Origin of the sequence: Geodermatophilus chilensis (assembly GCF_002802985.1) — a bacterium.
GTDB lineage: Bacteria > Actinomycetota > Actinomycetes > Mycobacteriales > Geodermatophilaceae > Geodermatophilus > Geodermatophilus chilensis.
Map to the genome: position 1 here is coordinate 28,540 of NZ_NVPT01000022.1, position 14,025 is coordinate 42,564.

The 14,025-nt window shown below is 75.1% G+C and carries 14 protein-coding genes; 8 read left to right on the plus strand and 6 right to left on the minus strand.

Annotated elements, in window-relative coordinates; genetic code table 11:
* Nucleotides 1–17: 17 nt before the first annotated feature.
* The gene (locus CNO22_RS05830; protein WP_100498390.1) at nucleotides 18–806 is read right to left on the minus strand and encodes a putative hydro-lyase; all 789 of its coding nucleotides are present in this window, start codon (nucleotides 804–806) and stop codon (nucleotides 18–20) included.
* Nucleotides 803–1,552, minus strand: a complete 750-nt coding sequence (locus tag CNO22_RS05835) for a GntR family transcriptional regulator (RefSeq protein ID WP_100498391.1) — start codon at nucleotides 1,550–1,552, stop codon at nucleotides 803–805. The genes CNO22_RS05830 and CNO22_RS05835 overlap by 4 nt, the downstream gene beginning before the upstream one ends.
* A gap of 224 nt (nucleotides 1,553–1,776) precedes the next feature.
* Between CNO22_RS05835 and CNO22_RS05840 the strand changes: the two genes are divergently transcribed.
* From CNO22_RS05840 to CNO22_RS05870, 7 genes are all read left to right on the plus strand, one after another.
* Nucleotides 1,777–2,967, plus strand: coding sequence for an NRAMP family divalent metal transporter (locus CNO22_RS05840; RefSeq protein ID WP_232806826.1), 1,191 nt, complete (start codon nucleotides 1,777–1,779; stop codon nucleotides 2,965–2,967).
* 13 nt (nucleotides 2,968–2,980) lie between these two features.
* Nucleotides 2,981–3,733: a LamB/YcsF family protein gene (locus CNO22_RS05845; RefSeq protein ID WP_100498393.1), complete on the plus strand. Its 753-nt coding sequence runs from the start codon at nucleotides 2,981–2,983 to the stop codon at nucleotides 3,731–3,733.
* A complete protein-coding gene (locus tag CNO22_RS05850) occupies nucleotides 3,733–4,344 on the plus strand; it encodes a 5-oxoprolinase subunit B family protein (RefSeq protein WP_100498394.1) in 612 nt (203 codons plus the stop codon). The genes CNO22_RS05845 and CNO22_RS05850 overlap by 1 nt, the downstream gene beginning before the upstream one ends.
* Nucleotides 4,341–5,222 (plus strand): 5-oxoprolinase subunit C family protein, encoded by an 882-nt coding sequence (locus CNO22_RS05855; RefSeq protein WP_100498395.1) that lies wholly within the window; start codon nucleotides 4,341–4,343, stop codon nucleotides 5,220–5,222. Before CNO22_RS05850 ends, CNO22_RS05855 begins: the two co-directional genes overlap by 4 nt.
* Before the next feature lie 74 nt (nucleotides 5,223–5,296).
* Nucleotides 5,297–6,544 carry an MFS transporter gene (locus CNO22_RS05860; protein WP_100498396.1) on the plus strand — a complete coding sequence of 416 codons (1,248 nt, stop codon included), beginning with the start codon at nucleotides 5,297–5,299 and terminating at the stop codon, nucleotides 6,542–6,544.
* A gap of 188 nt (nucleotides 6,545–6,732) precedes the next feature.
* On the plus strand, nucleotides 6,733–8,544 hold the full coding sequence (locus tag CNO22_RS05865; RefSeq protein ID WP_332870061.1) for a DUF222 domain-containing protein: 1,812 nt from the start codon (nucleotides 6,733–6,735) through the stop codon (nucleotides 8,542–8,544).
* Between the two features lie 40 nt (nucleotides 8,545–8,584).
* Nucleotides 8,585–8,839, plus strand: coding sequence for a hypothetical protein (locus CNO22_RS05870; protein ID WP_100498397.1), 255 nt, complete (start codon nucleotides 8,585–8,587; stop codon nucleotides 8,837–8,839).
* An 81-nt stretch (nucleotides 8,840–8,920) separates the two neighbouring features.
* Here CNO22_RS05870 and CNO22_RS05875 read toward each other — a convergent pair whose 3' ends face one another.
* Nucleotides 8,921–10,381, minus strand: a complete 1,461-nt coding sequence (locus CNO22_RS05875) for a benzaldehyde dehydrogenase (RefSeq protein WP_100498398.1) — start codon at nucleotides 10,379–10,381, stop codon at nucleotides 8,921–8,923.
* Between the two features lie 114 nt (nucleotides 10,382–10,495).
* On the opposite strand from CNO22_RS05875, the gene pgi reads away from it, so the two are divergent.
* On the plus strand, nucleotides 10,496–12,157 hold the full coding sequence (gene pgi / locus CNO22_RS05880) for a glucose-6-phosphate isomerase (protein ID WP_100498399.1): 1,662 nt from the start codon (nucleotides 10,496–10,498) through the stop codon (nucleotides 12,155–12,157).
* 20 nt (nucleotides 12,158–12,177) lie between these two features.
* Here pgi and pcaC read toward each other — a convergent pair whose 3' ends face one another.
* From pcaC to CNO22_RS05895, 3 genes are read right to left on the minus strand one after another with little or no spacing between them, the layout of a single operon-like run.
* Complete coding sequence (pcaC, locus tag CNO22_RS05885; protein WP_198588127.1) at nucleotides 12,178–12,579, minus strand: 4-carboxymuconolactone decarboxylase; 402 nt, start codon at nucleotides 12,577–12,579, stop codon at nucleotides 12,178–12,180.
* Nucleotides 12,576–13,382 (minus strand): 3-oxoadipate enol-lactonase, encoded by an 807-nt coding sequence (gene pcaD, locus CNO22_RS05890; protein WP_100498400.1) that lies wholly within the window; start codon nucleotides 13,380–13,382, stop codon nucleotides 12,576–12,578. The genes pcaC and pcaD overlap by 4 nt, the downstream gene beginning before the upstream one ends.
* Nucleotides 13,379–13,888, minus strand: a complete 510-nt coding sequence (locus tag CNO22_RS05895) for a hypothetical protein (RefSeq protein WP_232806827.1) — start codon at nucleotides 13,886–13,888, stop codon at nucleotides 13,379–13,381. The genes pcaD and CNO22_RS05895 overlap by 4 nt, the downstream gene beginning before the upstream one ends.
* Nucleotides 13,889–14,025 lie beyond the last annotated feature (137 nt).

A 14,025-nucleotide genomic window follows, 5' to 3' on the forward strand; every position in this document is an offset into this window, starting at 1 on the left:
GCCGGTCCCGACGGTCCCTAGGTCTGCCGGTAGACCGCGTCCGGGATGTCGGTGACGAACATGTGCCCGGGTGCGTGGGTGATCGCGAACGGCGGCCGGGAGGCCATGAGCGCCGCCTGCGGGGTGACCCCGCAGGCCCAGAACACCGGGACGTCGCCGTCGGCGACCTCGACCGGGTCGCCGTAGTCCGGCGCGGCCAGGTCGGTGATGCCGAGGGACTCCGCCGCGCCGACGTGCACCGGCGCTCCGTGGACCTGGGGCATCCGGGCGGTCACCTGCACCGCGGTGGCCACCAGCTCGCCGGGCACCGGGCGCATCGACACGACCAGCGGCCCGGAGAGCCGGCCGGCGGGGCGGCACGGCCGGTTGGTGCGGTACATCGACACGTTGCGGCCCTGCTCGATGTTGCGCACCGGCACACCGGCGTCCAGCAGCGCGGTCTCGAAGCTGAAGCTGCAGCCGATCAGGAAGGCGACCAGGTCGTCGCGCCACAGGTCGACGACGTCGGTCGGCTCGTCGACCAGCACGCCGTCGCGCCACACCCGGTAGCGCGGCAGGTCGGTGCGCAGGTCCGCCCCCGGCGCGAGCACGGTGGACGTCGACCCCGCGTCGGTCACGTCGAGCAGCGGCACCGGCTGCGGGTTGCGCTGGCCGAACAGCAGCATGTCGTAGGCCCAGTCCTGCGGGACGACGACGAGGTTGGCCTGGGTGTAGCCGGGCGCCCAGCCCGACGACGGGACGGCGAGGCCGCCGCGGTAGTGCTCGCGGGCGAGCGCGGGGTCGGCGGCGGGCAACGTGACGGTCACGGGGTCCTCCTCGATCGGTCGCGGAAGGCCGCCAGCAGCTCGGCCTCCGAGTCGTGCAGGTAGTCCTCGAGCTCCTTCGCCGCGCGGTCGGTCTCCCCGGCGACGAGCAGGTCCAGCAGCGCCCGGTTGCGGCCGACGTAGGGCTCGTGCAGCCGCTGCGGGGCCCCGACGGAGTGGAACGCCAGGCGCAGCTCGGCCAGCAGCCGGGCGGCGGTCTCGTCGATGCGCCGGCTGCCGGCCAGCGCGACCAGGTGCTGGTGGAAGCGCATGTTCGCGGTGCCGGCCGCGACCCAGTCGCCGCGGCGGGCGGCGTCCTCCCCGGCGGCCACGTCGTCGTGCAGCGGCCGCAGCCGCACCGGGTCCAGCCCGTGCAGCCGGCGGACGACGTCGCACTCGATCGTGCGGCGCAGGCGGTAGAGGTCGACCAGGTCGTCCTCGTCGAGCTCGGGCACGAAGACCCCCCGGTGCAGCCGGTGCACGAGCAGCCCCTCGTGGGTGAGCAGCCGGAACGCCTCGCGCAGCGTGTTGCGGGAGACGTGCAGGACGTCGACGAGCTGTTCCTCCGACAGCCGGTGCCCGGGCGGCAGGTCCCCCTCGATCACCCGGTGGCGCAGCAGCTCGGCGACCCGCTCGGCGGTGCTCGACCGGTCGAAGGAGCGCACCTCCTCGGCGACGGCGCGCAGCCAGCCGGCATGGGTGTCCGGGCCGCGGCCGGGGTCGTCGTCCGCAGCGGACGGGGATGCCATGCACCCATCGTGCCCAACGGGGGGCGCGAGGGGAACAGTTGACCGGCCCCTTGTCGGATCGTTCAACAACTCTCTATCTTCATCGGCCATGGCCCGGCCGCGCCGGGTGTTCGAGCCGCCGGTGCGGGTAACGGCGGTCCCACCGACCGGGAGCAACTGCCATGGCATCCGAACCGACCAGCCCCCACAGCGCTCCGGCCACGGCCGGCCCCACGAGCAGCCGCATGGCCGCCGGCACGCGGTCGACGCTGCTGGGCGCGATGTTCCTCATGGCCACCTCGGCCATCGGCCCGGGGTTCATCACCCAGACGACGACGTTCACCGTCCAGCTCGGTGCGGCCTTCGCCTTCGCCATCGCCGTCTCTATCGTCATCGACATCGCCCTGCAGCTGAACGTGTGGCGGGTGATCGGCGTCAGCGGCCGGCGGGCCCAGGAGCTGGGCAACCTCGTCGCGCCCGGCCTGGGCTGGGTGATGGCCGCCTTCCTGCTGGCCGGCGGGCTGGTGTTCAACATCGGCAACGTCGCCGGCGCGGGCCTGGGCTTCGACGCGATGCTCGGGCTGGACCCGAGGATCGGCGGCGCCATCTCCGCCGTCATCGCCATCGGCATCTTCCTGAGCCGCCGGGCCGGGGTCGCGGTCGACCGGATCGTCGTCGTCCTCGGCCTGCTGATGATCGTGCTGACCGCCTACATCGCGATCACCTCGGGCCCGCCGGTGGGCCGGGCGCTGCGCAACGTCGTCCTCCCCGAGGAGGTCTCCTTCCTGGCGATCACCACGCTGGTCGGCGGCACGATCGGCGGCTACATCGTCTACGCCGGCGCGCACCGGCTGCTGGACTCCGGGGTCACCGGCCGGGAGCACGTCCGCGACATCACCCGCGGCTCGATCACCGGGATCGTGATCACCGGGATCATGCGGGTCGTCCTCTTCCTCGCCATCCTCGGCGTGGTGACCGGTGGCGCCGACCTCGGCACGGAGAACCAGGCGGCCAACGCCTTCCAGAGCGCGGCGGGCGAGGTCGGGCTGCGGGTCTTCGGCGTCGTGCTGTGGGCCGCGGCGATCACCAGCGTGATCGGCGCCTCCTACACCTCGATCTCCTTCGTCACCTCGCGCACCCGCACCAGCGACCGCACCCGCACGCTGCTGGTGGTCGGCTTCATCGCGGTCACCACGCTGGCCTTCCTCCTCATCGGTGCCGCCCCGACCACGCTGCTGGTCTTCGCCGGCGCCTTCAACGGGCTGCTGCTGCCGATCGGCATCGCGGTGCTGCTCTGGGTGGCCACCCGCCGGGCCGACCTGCTGAACGGGTACCGCTACCCGCGCTGGCTGCTCGTGGTCGGCTGGGCGGCGTGGCTGCTGACGGTCTACCTGGCGGTCAACTCGATCCGCCCGGTCATCGCGCTGTTCTCGTGAGGGAGGCTGACGGATGGACCTCAACTCCGACCTCGGCGAGGGCTTCGGCCAGTGGCGGCTGGGGGACGACGACGCGCTGCTCGACGTCGTCACCAGCGCCAACGTGGCCTGCGGCTTCCACGCCGGCGACCCCTCGATCATGCGGCGCGTGTGCGCCCGGGCGGCCGAGACAGGCGTGGCGGTGGGCGCGCAGGTCGCCTACCGCGACCTGGCCGGGTTCGGCCGCCGGTTCGTCGACGTCGAGCCCGCCGAGCTGACCGCCGACGTGCTCTACCAGCTCGGCGCGCTGGAGGCCTTCGCCCGCGTGGCCGGCACCCGGGTGCGCTACGTCAAGCCGCACGGCGCGCTCTACAACACGATCGTCACCCACGAGGAGCAGGCGGCGGCCGTGGTGCAGGCGGTGGTCGAGTACGACCGCGCGCTGCCGGTGCTCGGGCTGCCCGGGTCGGCCTGGCTGCGGCTGGCCGACGAGGCCGGGCTGACGACGGTGGCCGAGGCGTTCGCCGACCGCGAGTACACCCCCCAGGGCACGCTGGTCTCCCGCCGGCTGCCCGGCGCGGTGTTGCACGACCCCGACGAGATCGCCCGCCGCTGCGTCGCGATGGCCACCGGCGAGCCGGTCACCGACGTCGAGGGCGGGCTGCTGCGGCTGGCGCCGGAGTCCATCTGCGTCCACGGTGACACCCCCGGCGCGGTGGCGATCGCCCGGCGGGTGCGCGAGGTCCTCACGGCGGCCGGGGTGTCGCTGGCGCCGTTCGCCGACTGATGCGCGTCCTGCCCAGCGGGTCGACCGCGCTGCTGGTCGAGCTCGGCGGTCTCGACGACGTCCTCGGCCTGTACGCCGCGCTCACCGCCGAGCCGCTCGAGGGGGTGGTGGACGTCGTCCCCGCGGCGCGCACGGTGCTGCTCGTGACCGACCCCGCGGTGACCTCCCTCGCGGCCGTGGAGCAGGCGGTGCGGCGCACGACGCCGCGCCCCGGACGGCGGGACGGCGGGGAGCTCGTCGAGCTGCCGGTCGTCTACGACGGCGCCGACCTCGCCGACGTCGCCACCCACCTGGGCGTGGACCCCGGCGAGGTGGTGCGCCGGCACACCGCCACCGAGTGGACGGTCGCCTTCTGCGGGTTCGCCCCCGGCTTCGGTTACCTCACCCCCGACGGCGAGCCGTGGGACGTGCCGCGCCGGAGCAGCCCGCGGACGAAGGTGCCGCCAGGGTCGGTGGCGCTGGCCGGGGAGTTCAGCGGGGTCTACCCGCGGGAGTCCCCGGGCGGCTGGCAGCTCATCGGCCGCACCGACGTCGCCGTCTTCGACGTCGACCGCGACCCGGCGGCGCTGCTGCGCCCCGGCGTCCGGGTGCGGTTCACGGAGGTGACGTGACCGGCCCCGCCGCGTCGCAGGGCGGGGCGACGCGCTCCCTCACCGTGCTGGCGACCGGCCCGCTGACCACCGTCCAGGACGGCGGCCGGCCCGGGCAGGGCGCGCTCGGCGTCGGCCGGTCCGGCGCCTGCGACCGGACCGCGGCGCGGCTGGCGAACCGGCTGGTGGGCAACGACCCCGGCGCCGCCGTGCTCGAGGCGACCCTCGGCGGCCTGGTGGTGCGGGCCGGGGCGGACCTGGTGGTGGCCACGACCGGGGCCCGGTGCTCGGTCGCGCACAACGCCCCGGTGACGCTGCGGGCGGGCGCGGAGCTGCGGCTCGGCCTGCCGACGATGGGGCTGCGCACCTACGTCGCCGTCCGCGGCGGGATCGCCGTCGAGCCGGTGCTGGGCAGCCGCTCGACCGACCTGCTCTCCGGCCTCGGTCCCCCGGTGCTCTCCCCCGGCGCCGTGCTGCCGGTGGGGTCCGCGGCCGGGCCGATGCCGGGGGTGGACCTCGCGCCGGTGGCCGACCCGCCCGGCGGTGAGGTGACCGTGCGGGTGCTGCCCGGCCCGCGCACCGACTGGTTCTCCGACGAGGCGCTGCGCGCCCTGACCGGGACCGCGTGGGAGGTGACCGGCGAGAGCAACCGGATCGGGCTGCGGCTGGCCGGCGTCGCGCTGGAGCGCACCCGCGCCGGCGAGCTGGCCAGCGAGGGCATGGTGCGCGGGGCGCTGCAGGTGCCGCCGTCCGGACAGCCGGTGCTCTTCCTCGCCGACGCGCCGGTGACCGGCGGCTACCCGGTCATCGGCTACGTCGAGGACGCCGACGTCGACCGGTGCGGCCAGCTGCGCCCGGGCCAGACGCTGCGCTTCCGCGGCACCGTCTCCCCCGGCTGACCGGGCGCCGGGAGCGGCTGCGCGACGATCACGTCTTCCCGCTCACCCGTCCCCGACCTCCTGGAGGAACGCGCGTGCAGACCGCCGACCCGGCGACCGGACCCGGCTCCCCACGCCGGTGGTGGGTGGTGCTCGCGCCCGCCGCCGCGCTGGTGCTGGCCGCGCTCTGCCTGCGCGCGCCGTTCTCCGCCGTCGGTCCGGTGCTCGGCGAGCTGGGCACCGAGCTGTCCGTGCCGCAGGCCGCGCTGTCGGTGCTGCCCGCGCTCCCCCTGGTCTGCTTCGGCCTGGTCTCCCCCGTCGCGCCCGCGCTGGCCGCGCGGCTCGGCGTCCAGCGCGCCGTCCTGGCCGGCCTCGCCGTGCTCGCCGTCGGGATCGCGCTGCGCACCGCCGGCACCTGGGGCCTCTACGCCGGCACCGTGCTGCTGTCGGCCGGCATCGCGGTGGGCAACGTGCTCGTACCGGCCGCCGCGCGGGCCGCGTACGGCGACCGCGCGGCACCGGTGCTGGGCGCGGCGACGGCGTCGATGGGGTTCTCCGCCAGCCTCGGCGCCGGGCTGGCCCAGCCGCTGGCCAGCGCGACCGGCAGCGCGGTCGCCGGGCTCACCGTGTGGCTGGCACCGGTGCTGGTCGCGGCCGCCGCGATGGCGCTGCTGGCCCGGCGCCGCCGTCCCGCGTCCGGCCCGCGGGTGGCCGGGCCGCCGGTGGTCGCCGTCCTGCGCGACCGGGTGGCGCTGGCGGTGACGGTCTTCTTCGGCCTCCAGTCGCTGGCCTTCTACGTGATGCTCACCTGGCTGGCCGACGTCCTGGAGGACGACGCCGGCACGTCCGCGGTGACCGCGGGAGCTCTCGTGGCCGTCGCGGCCGCGTTCGGCGCGCCGTGCGCGCTCGTCGTCCCGCCCCTGGCGGCGCGGGCCCGCTCCCAGGTCGGGTGGGTGGTCGGCGCGACGCTGCTGTCGGCCGTCGGCATCGTCGGGCTGCTCATCGCACCCACGGCGGCCCCGGCGGTGTGGGCGGTGCTGTGGGGCCTGGGCACGGGGACGGCGTTCCCGCTGGCGCTGACGCTGGTGCTGCTGCGCACCCGCGACGCCGCCCAGACCGGCCGGCTGTCAGCGGCCGCGCAGAGCGTCGGGTACCTGCTGGCCGCGACCGGCCCGCTGGCGGTCGGGCTGCTGCACGACGCGACCGGCGGGTGGCGCGCGGGCCTGGGCGTGCTGATGGTCCTGCAAGGCCTCCAGCTCGCGGCCGGGCTGTACGCCGGCCGGCCGCGGCTGGTGACCGAGGGGCCCGTGGCGGCCGCCAGCACTGCGGCTGCCCGCCACTGACGTCGTCGCTCGTCGTCGGCTCGGACAGCGGATCCGCCCTGGTGGCCGGCTGGACGACGGGAGGTCGACGGCGCACGCGACCAGTACGCGACCCAGCCGGTGCTGTGGCGTCCCGCCGTCTCTGACCGGGTCAGTGGAGCCCCGCTCATGGCACGAGAACTGTCGTACCCCGTACGTATGTTCGGGTCATGGGTCGGATGTGGGGTCAGCAGGCGGTGGAGGAGCTGCTGGTCGACTGGTCGGTGGCCCAGCCGCTGCCCGACCGCCGGCTGCCGGTGTCGCTGCTGACCCGGGAGCAGAAGGCCGCGGAGTTGCAGCGGGTGCAGGCCCGCCGGGCGATGGACGCCGCGTACGAGGCGGAGCTGGTGCTGGGGCTGGCCGACGACACCCCGGACACCCTGGATCCGCCGGCGGACCAGCCGGGTGCGCGGCGGGGGTCGTGGGCGCCGGAGCCCGAGCTGCCCGGGGTGTCGCAGTTCTTTTCCGCCGAGCTGGCGATGGTGCTCAACTGCGGCCGCCGCAGCGCGGCGAATCTGGCGCGGCGGGCCTGGACCTACCGGGAGCACCTGCCCGCCACCTGGGCGGCGCTGGCCGCCGGTGCGCTGGACGAGCCCCGGGCGAAGGTGCTCGCCGACGTGCTCGGCCTGACCTCCCCCGCGCTCGCCCGGCAGATCGAGGCGCAGCTGCTGGGCGAGGCCAGCGACCTGTCGACCGGCCGGCTGCGCGCCCGGGCGCTGGCGCTGCTGCTCAAGCTGGACGCCGACGCCGTCGACGCCCGCCGCAAGGACGCCAAGCGGCAGGCCGACGTGCGCACCTATCCCTCGCAGCTGGAGGGCATGGCCACCCTGGCCGCCGAGCTGCCCGCCGACGAGGCCGCCGAGGCCTACGACCTGATCGACCAGCTGGCCCGGATGGCCAAGGCCGACGGCGATGACCGGCCGATCGGTCAGATCCGGGCCGAGGTCTGCTTCCTGCTGCTGCGCCGCCCCGCCGACCACGGCCTGCCCGGCGTCACCGCAAGGGTGACGGTGACCGCCGCCCTGGACGCCCTGGAGGGCACCGCGGCCACGCCGGGATCGGTGAACGGCCTGCCGATCACCGCCCGGCACGTCCGCGAACTGCTGGCCCGCCTCGGCGCGCTGGGCCTGCGCGCCCCCGAGGGCGGGTCGCTGACCTGCGCGCTCACCGACGGCGACGGGCGGCTGCTGGCCACCACCACCCCCGAGCAGCTGGCCCGCGCCGCCGCGGCTGCCCCGACCACCCCAACCGCGACTGCGGCTGCCCGGTGCTGGACCGGCCGCCGCCGACCGAGGCCTACGTACCCACCGCCGCCCAGCACGCCTTCGTCACCACCCGCGACCGGGCCTGCCGCTTCCCCAACTGCGGGCAGCGGGTCGGCTGGGCCGACCGCGACCACGTCATCCCGCACGCCTGCGGCGGGGCCACCGACTGCGCCAACCTCTGCTGCCTGTGCCGCAGCCACCACCGCCTCAAGACCCACGCCCGCGGCTGGACCTTCACCATGGACCCCGACGGCACCCTGCACGTCACCACACCATCCGGCGTCACCCGCACCACCCGACCACCCGGGATGCGGCCACCGGCACCTGAACCGCCGGAGAGAGACGGCGCTCCACGGCCGGACCCACCTCCCCAGGACACCGATCCCCCGCCCTTCTGACCAGCCGGAACCACGTGTCGGCTCGTCGCCGTGTCGGCTGGTCGCCATGTCGACGAACCGACACGGCGGCCAGCCGATGACGCCTGGCCACCTTGGGTGGACTCCTGGGAGCCTCGGGTGCGACAGGTCGTGCCGCGGTAGGCGGTGTTCGCCTGAGCGGCCCACTGAGGGACACCCGCCGCCAGTCAGGGCTGACGCTGATCGACGGCGGAGTGGATGGGACTCAGGGCGTGACGGGACATCCTCCGCGGGACGCCGTGGGCATCCGGCCGCTGACGAGCAGCGAACTCTTGCTTCTCGGTGCGCTCCTCCGCCATGACTTCCTGGGCGTCGAAGCACCGCGCGTGCAGGCACGCCAAGTGAGCGCGTCGCCCGGCTGCAGCTGCGGGTGCGGGACCCTGCACCTGCACGTGCCCGACACCGTGCCGCGCTCATCGGCGAGCAGCCCCGTGCCAGTCGAGGGCACGGTGGTCGGTGCGAACGGCGAGCCGATCGGTGGCCTCCTCCTGTTCGTCGACGGCGGCCGGCTGTCTGGGCTGGAGGTGTACTCCCTCGACGACGACCCGCTGCCGCTGCCACCTCCGGCGCACGTGCGGTGGCAGACGGCCGCGTAAGTCGGCGGACGAAGCCTCACCTCGTCCCATGACCCCGGTTTCCCTGAGGCCCCCTCCAGGACGGCGTTGCCTGACGTGGCATCAGAAGGGGTAGGCGGGCAGGTCGCCGCGCAGGGTCACCCACTGGGTCTCGGTGAACGCCTCGATGTTGGCCTGCGGACCGCCGTGCCGGGAGCCGGTGCCCGACGCCCCAACCCCGCCGAACGGGGCCACGGCCTCGTCGTTGACCGTCTGGTCGTTGATGTGCACCAGGCCCGAGGGGATCCGCTCGGCCAGCTGCAGGCCGGCGTAGACGTCGCGGGTGAGGATGCCGAGCGACAGCCCGTACTCGGTGCCGCGGGCCAGCTCCACGACCTGGTCGAGGCTGGAGAACGGGGTCACCGGGGCGACCGGGCCGAAGATCTCCTCCCGGTAGGCGGGCGCCTCGACCGGGACGTCGCCGAGCACGGTGGGCCGGTAGAACAGCCCCTCGAAGGTGCCGCCGGTGCGCAGCGTCGCCCCGCCGTCGACGCTGCTCGTGACCAGGCCGTGCACCCGGTCGCGCTGGCCGGCGTCGATGAGCGGACCGAGCGCCACCTGCTCGCGGAACGGGTCGCCGACCGGCAGCTTCTCGACCTTCTCGGTGAGGACGGCGGTGTACTCCTCGGCGATCGACTCGTGCACCAGGTGCCGGCTGGTGGCCATGCAGATCTGGCCCTGGTGGGCGAAGGTGCCCCAGGCCCCCACCGAGGCCGCCGCGGTCACGTCGACGTCGGGCAGCACGATCAGCGCGGAGTTGCCGCCGAGCTCCAGGTGCGCGCGCTTGAGGTGCTGGCCCGCCAGGGCGCCGACCGCGCGGCCGGCCCTCGTCGAGCCGGTGAACGCGATGACCCGCACCGGCGGGGCCGTCACCAGCGCCTCGCCGACGTCCGCGCCGCCGGGCAGCACCTGCAGCACGCCGGCCGGCAGGCCAGCCTCCTCGAAGACGCGGGCGAAGAGCACGCCGCCGGAGACGGCGGTGCGGGGGTCGGGCTTGAGGACGACGGCGTTGCCGAGCGCCAGGGCCGGGGCGATCGCCCGGATGGCCAGGATGGTCGGCACGTTGAACGGCGCGATGACGCCGACGACGCCGGCCGGCACCCGACGGGCGAAGGACAGCCGCGGCGCACCGGTGCGCAGCAGCTCGCCGTACGGGTGGCTCGGCAGCGCCGAGGCCTCGTAGCACTCGGCCGCGGTGGTGTGCACCTGGAAGTCGCCGAACGGCTGGACGGCGCCGGTCTCGCGGGCCAGCCAGCCCCTGATCTCCTCCGCGTTCGCCTCGAGCACCTCACCGGCGCGGCGGAGCACCCGCGCGCGGTCCTCGAACGGCAGCGCCGCCCACGCCCGCTGCGCCTCGACCGCCCGGTCCGCCGCGGCAGCGACGTCCTCCGGGGTCGCCTTCCCGACCGCGCCGACGACGTCCCCCGTCGCGGGCTCCACCACGTCGTAGGTGCCGCCCGACCCGTCGGTCCAGGCGCCGGTCCAGAGCTTGCCCTGCCACGCGCCGTCGTCCAGCAGTGCCATGTCCGTGTCCGTCCTCTCGTCCGGGCGGCGGGTCCCGGAGTCGCCCCGGGGGCCGCCTCCCGGCAGGGTAGGTGCGTCGGCAGCCGATCCGTCGGCTGGGAGCAGGAGGGGTCCATGGGCATCACGAACAGCGCGGAGTGGCAGGCACTCGCCGAGCACCACCGCGCGGTGGGCGACCGGCACCTGCGCGAGCTGTTCGCCGAGGACCCGCAGCGGGGCACCGAGCTGGTGGTCACCGCCGGCGACCTGTACCTCGACTACTCCAAGAACCGGCTGACCCGCGAGACGGTGCGGCTGCTCGCGGCGCTGGCCGAGCGGGTCGACCTGCGCGGGCGCACCGAGGCGATGTTCCGCGGGGAGCACGTCAACGCCACGGAGGACCGCGCCGTCCTGCACGTGGCGCTGCGCGACCCGCGCACCAGCGGCCTGGTCGTCGACGGGCACGACGTCAACGCCGAGGTGCACGAGGTGCTCGGCCGGATGGCCGACTTCGCCGACCGGGTGCGCAGCGGGGCCTGGACCGGGCACACCGGCGAGCGGATCCGCGCCGTGGTGAACATCGGCATCGGCGGCTCGGACCTCGGGCCGGCCATGGCCTACCTCGCGCTGCGCGACCACTCCGACCGGTCGCTGACCTTCCGCTTCGTCTCCAACATCGACCCGACCGACCTCGCCGAGGCCACCCGCGACCTCGACCCGGCCACCACGCTGTTCATCGTGGCGTCGAAGACCTTCACCACCCAGGAGACGCTGACCAACGCGAAGGAGGCCCGCCGCTGGCTGGTCGAGGGCCTGGCATCCGGAGGACAGGGCGGCGACCAGGACGCCGTCGCGAAGCACTTCGTCGCCGTCTCCACCAACGCCGAGAAGGTCGCCGAGTTCGGCATCGACACCGCCAACATGTTCGGCTTCTGGGACTGGGTCGGCGGCCGGTACTCCTTCACCTCGGCGATCGGGCTCTCGCTCATGGTGGCGATCGGCCCGGAGCAGTACCGCGAGATGCTCGACGGCTTCCACACGGTCGACGAGCACTTCCGCACCGCGCCGTACGAGGAGAACCTGCCGGCCCTGCTCGGGCTGATCTCGGTCTGGTACGTCGACTTCTTCGGCGCCCAGAGCCAGGCGGTGCTGCCTTACTCGCAGTACCTGGCGCGCTTCCCCGCCTACCTGCAGCAGCTGTGCATGGAGTCCAACGGCAAGTCGGTCACCCTCGGCGGCTCCCCGGTCGACGTCGCCACCGGGGAGATCGTGTGGGGCGAGCCGGGCACCAACGGGCAGCACGCCTTCTACCAGCTGCTGCACCAGGGCACGCTGCTCGTCCCGGCCGACTTCATCGGTTTCGCGCAGCCCGACGACCTCGCCCACGACAGGGGCCTCGACGGCATGCACGACCTGTTCCTGGCCAACTTCCTCGCCCAGCCGCGCGCGCTGGCCTTCGGCCGCACGGCCGAGGAGGTCGCTGCCGAGGGGACGGCGCCGGACGTCGTCCCGCACAAGGTGATGCCGGGCAACCACCCGTCCAACGCGATCGTGGCGCCCAAGCTGACGCCGTCGGTGCTGGGGCAGCTCGTCGCCGCCTACGAGCACCGGGTCTTCACCCAGGGCGTCGTGTGGGGCATCAACTCCTTCGATCAGTGGGGCGTGGAGCTCGGCAAGGTCATGGCCAACCAGCTGGCGCCCAAGCTGCAGAGCGAGTCCGCGCCGGAATACGACGCGGACTCCTCGACCGACGCGCTCGTCCGCTACCTGCGCGAGGGCCGCGGCCGGCCGGCCTGAGGGGGTGGCGCGAGGCCCGCTCAGGCCCCGCCGCGCAGCTCCTCGAGGATGGGCCCGGCGACCTTGAACGCGTGGTTCGCCGCCGGCACGCCGGCGTAGACCGCCGCGTGCTGCAGCACCTCGGCGATCTCCTCGTCGGACAGGCCGTTGTTCTTCGCCGCGCGCACGTGCAGCGCGAACTCGTCCCAGTGCCGCAGCGCGATCGTGATCGACAGCGTCATCAGGCTGCGGTCGCGGCGGGCCAGGCCGGGCCGCTGCCAGACGTCGCCCCAGGCCACCCGGGTGATGAAGTCCTGGAAGTCGGCGGTGAAGGGCGTCGTGCCGGCCACCGCGCGGTCGACCCAGGCGTCGCCGAGCACCTCGCGCCGGGTGCGCATGCCGGCGTCCCGGCGGGCGTCGTCGGTGTCGGGCGGCTCGCTCACGCGTGTCCGCCCGCGGCTGTGTCGATACGGCCGGGTCCTGCCGCGTCCAGGTGGCCGAGCAGCGCGCCGGTGACCTCCAGCGGCTGCTCCAGGTTCGGCAGGTGCGCGCCCGGGCTCACCGACACCAGCGAGGCGCCGGCGATGCCGTCGACGATGGCCTGCTGGTGCGGGGGCGGCAGCGCCGGGTCCTCGGCGCCCGAGACCACCAGCGTCGGCGCGGTGATCCGCCCGAGGTCCTCCCGGAGGTCCACGGCGGCCACCACCTCGCAGCAGAGCGCGTAGCCCTCGTCGTCGGCCGCGACGATCATCGCCTCCAGCCGCGCCACCAGATCCGGGTGCTCGGCCGCGTACGCCGGCGTCAGCCAGCGGCTGACCACGGTCGGCGCCAGCGGCGCCGTCCCGCCGGCGCGGGCCGCGGCGGCCCGGTCGAGGAAGCCCTGCGGGTCGGGCTTGGCCGACGTCGCCAGGGCGACGAGCCGGTCCACCCGCGCGGGCTCGCGCGCCGCCAGCCGCATCGCCGTCATCCCGCCCAGCGAGAGCCCGGCGACGTGCGCCCGCCGCACGCCCAGCCGGTCCAGCAGCGCGACCACGTCGTCCACCAGGTCGTCGAGCGTGTAGGGCTCCGCGGGGGACGGCGAGTCGCCGTGGCCGCGGGTGTCATAGGTGACCACCCGGTAGCGCTCGGCCAGCGCCGGGACCTGCGGATCCCACATGCCGCGGGTGGCCCCGAGCGAGTTGGAGAGGACGACGACCGGCGCGTCGGCCGGCCCGTCCTCGGTGTACGAGACCTCGACGGCCGTCATGGGCGTCCCTCCGTGAGTGCGGCGTGCTCGATCAGTGCGGCGTCCACCTGGGCGCCGGCCTCCCCGACGTCGGGTGTACCGGCGGCGAGCACCGCCCGCACGTCGACGTCGGTGCGGGCGGCGACCACCTCGGCCAGGGGCCGGCCGCTGTCGCGGGCCTCGCGGACGGCGGCGGCCGCGGCGTCGTGCGCCGCGCCCCTGCCGAGGGTGGGTGTCAGCGCCTCGGCGAGCGCGCCGGCCAGCGGGCCCTCCGCGGCGGCCGCGGCGGTGGCGGCCATGCGGGCGGGATCGGGGCGCAGCCCGCGCAGTCCCTCGGCCAGCCAGGACGCCGCCGACCCCACGGTGGTGAGCAGCTCGGTCAGCGCCGGCCACTCGCTGTGCCAGGCCCCGGCGGCGCGCTCGTGCTCCTGCTCCATCGCCGACAGCAGCGTGGCGACCAGCCCCGGCGCGCGGCGGGCGCAGGCCCGCGCGGAGATGGCAGCGACCGGGTTGCGCTTGTGCGGCATCGCCGACGACCCGCCCCGCCCCTCCCCCCCCCTCGCCTCCGCCGCTCATCAAACACCCCTCTACCACCATCACGTCCTAGTGCACTTAAGCTGTCATCCAGCTTGAAAGAAAATATAACACAACATAAAGACGCGGA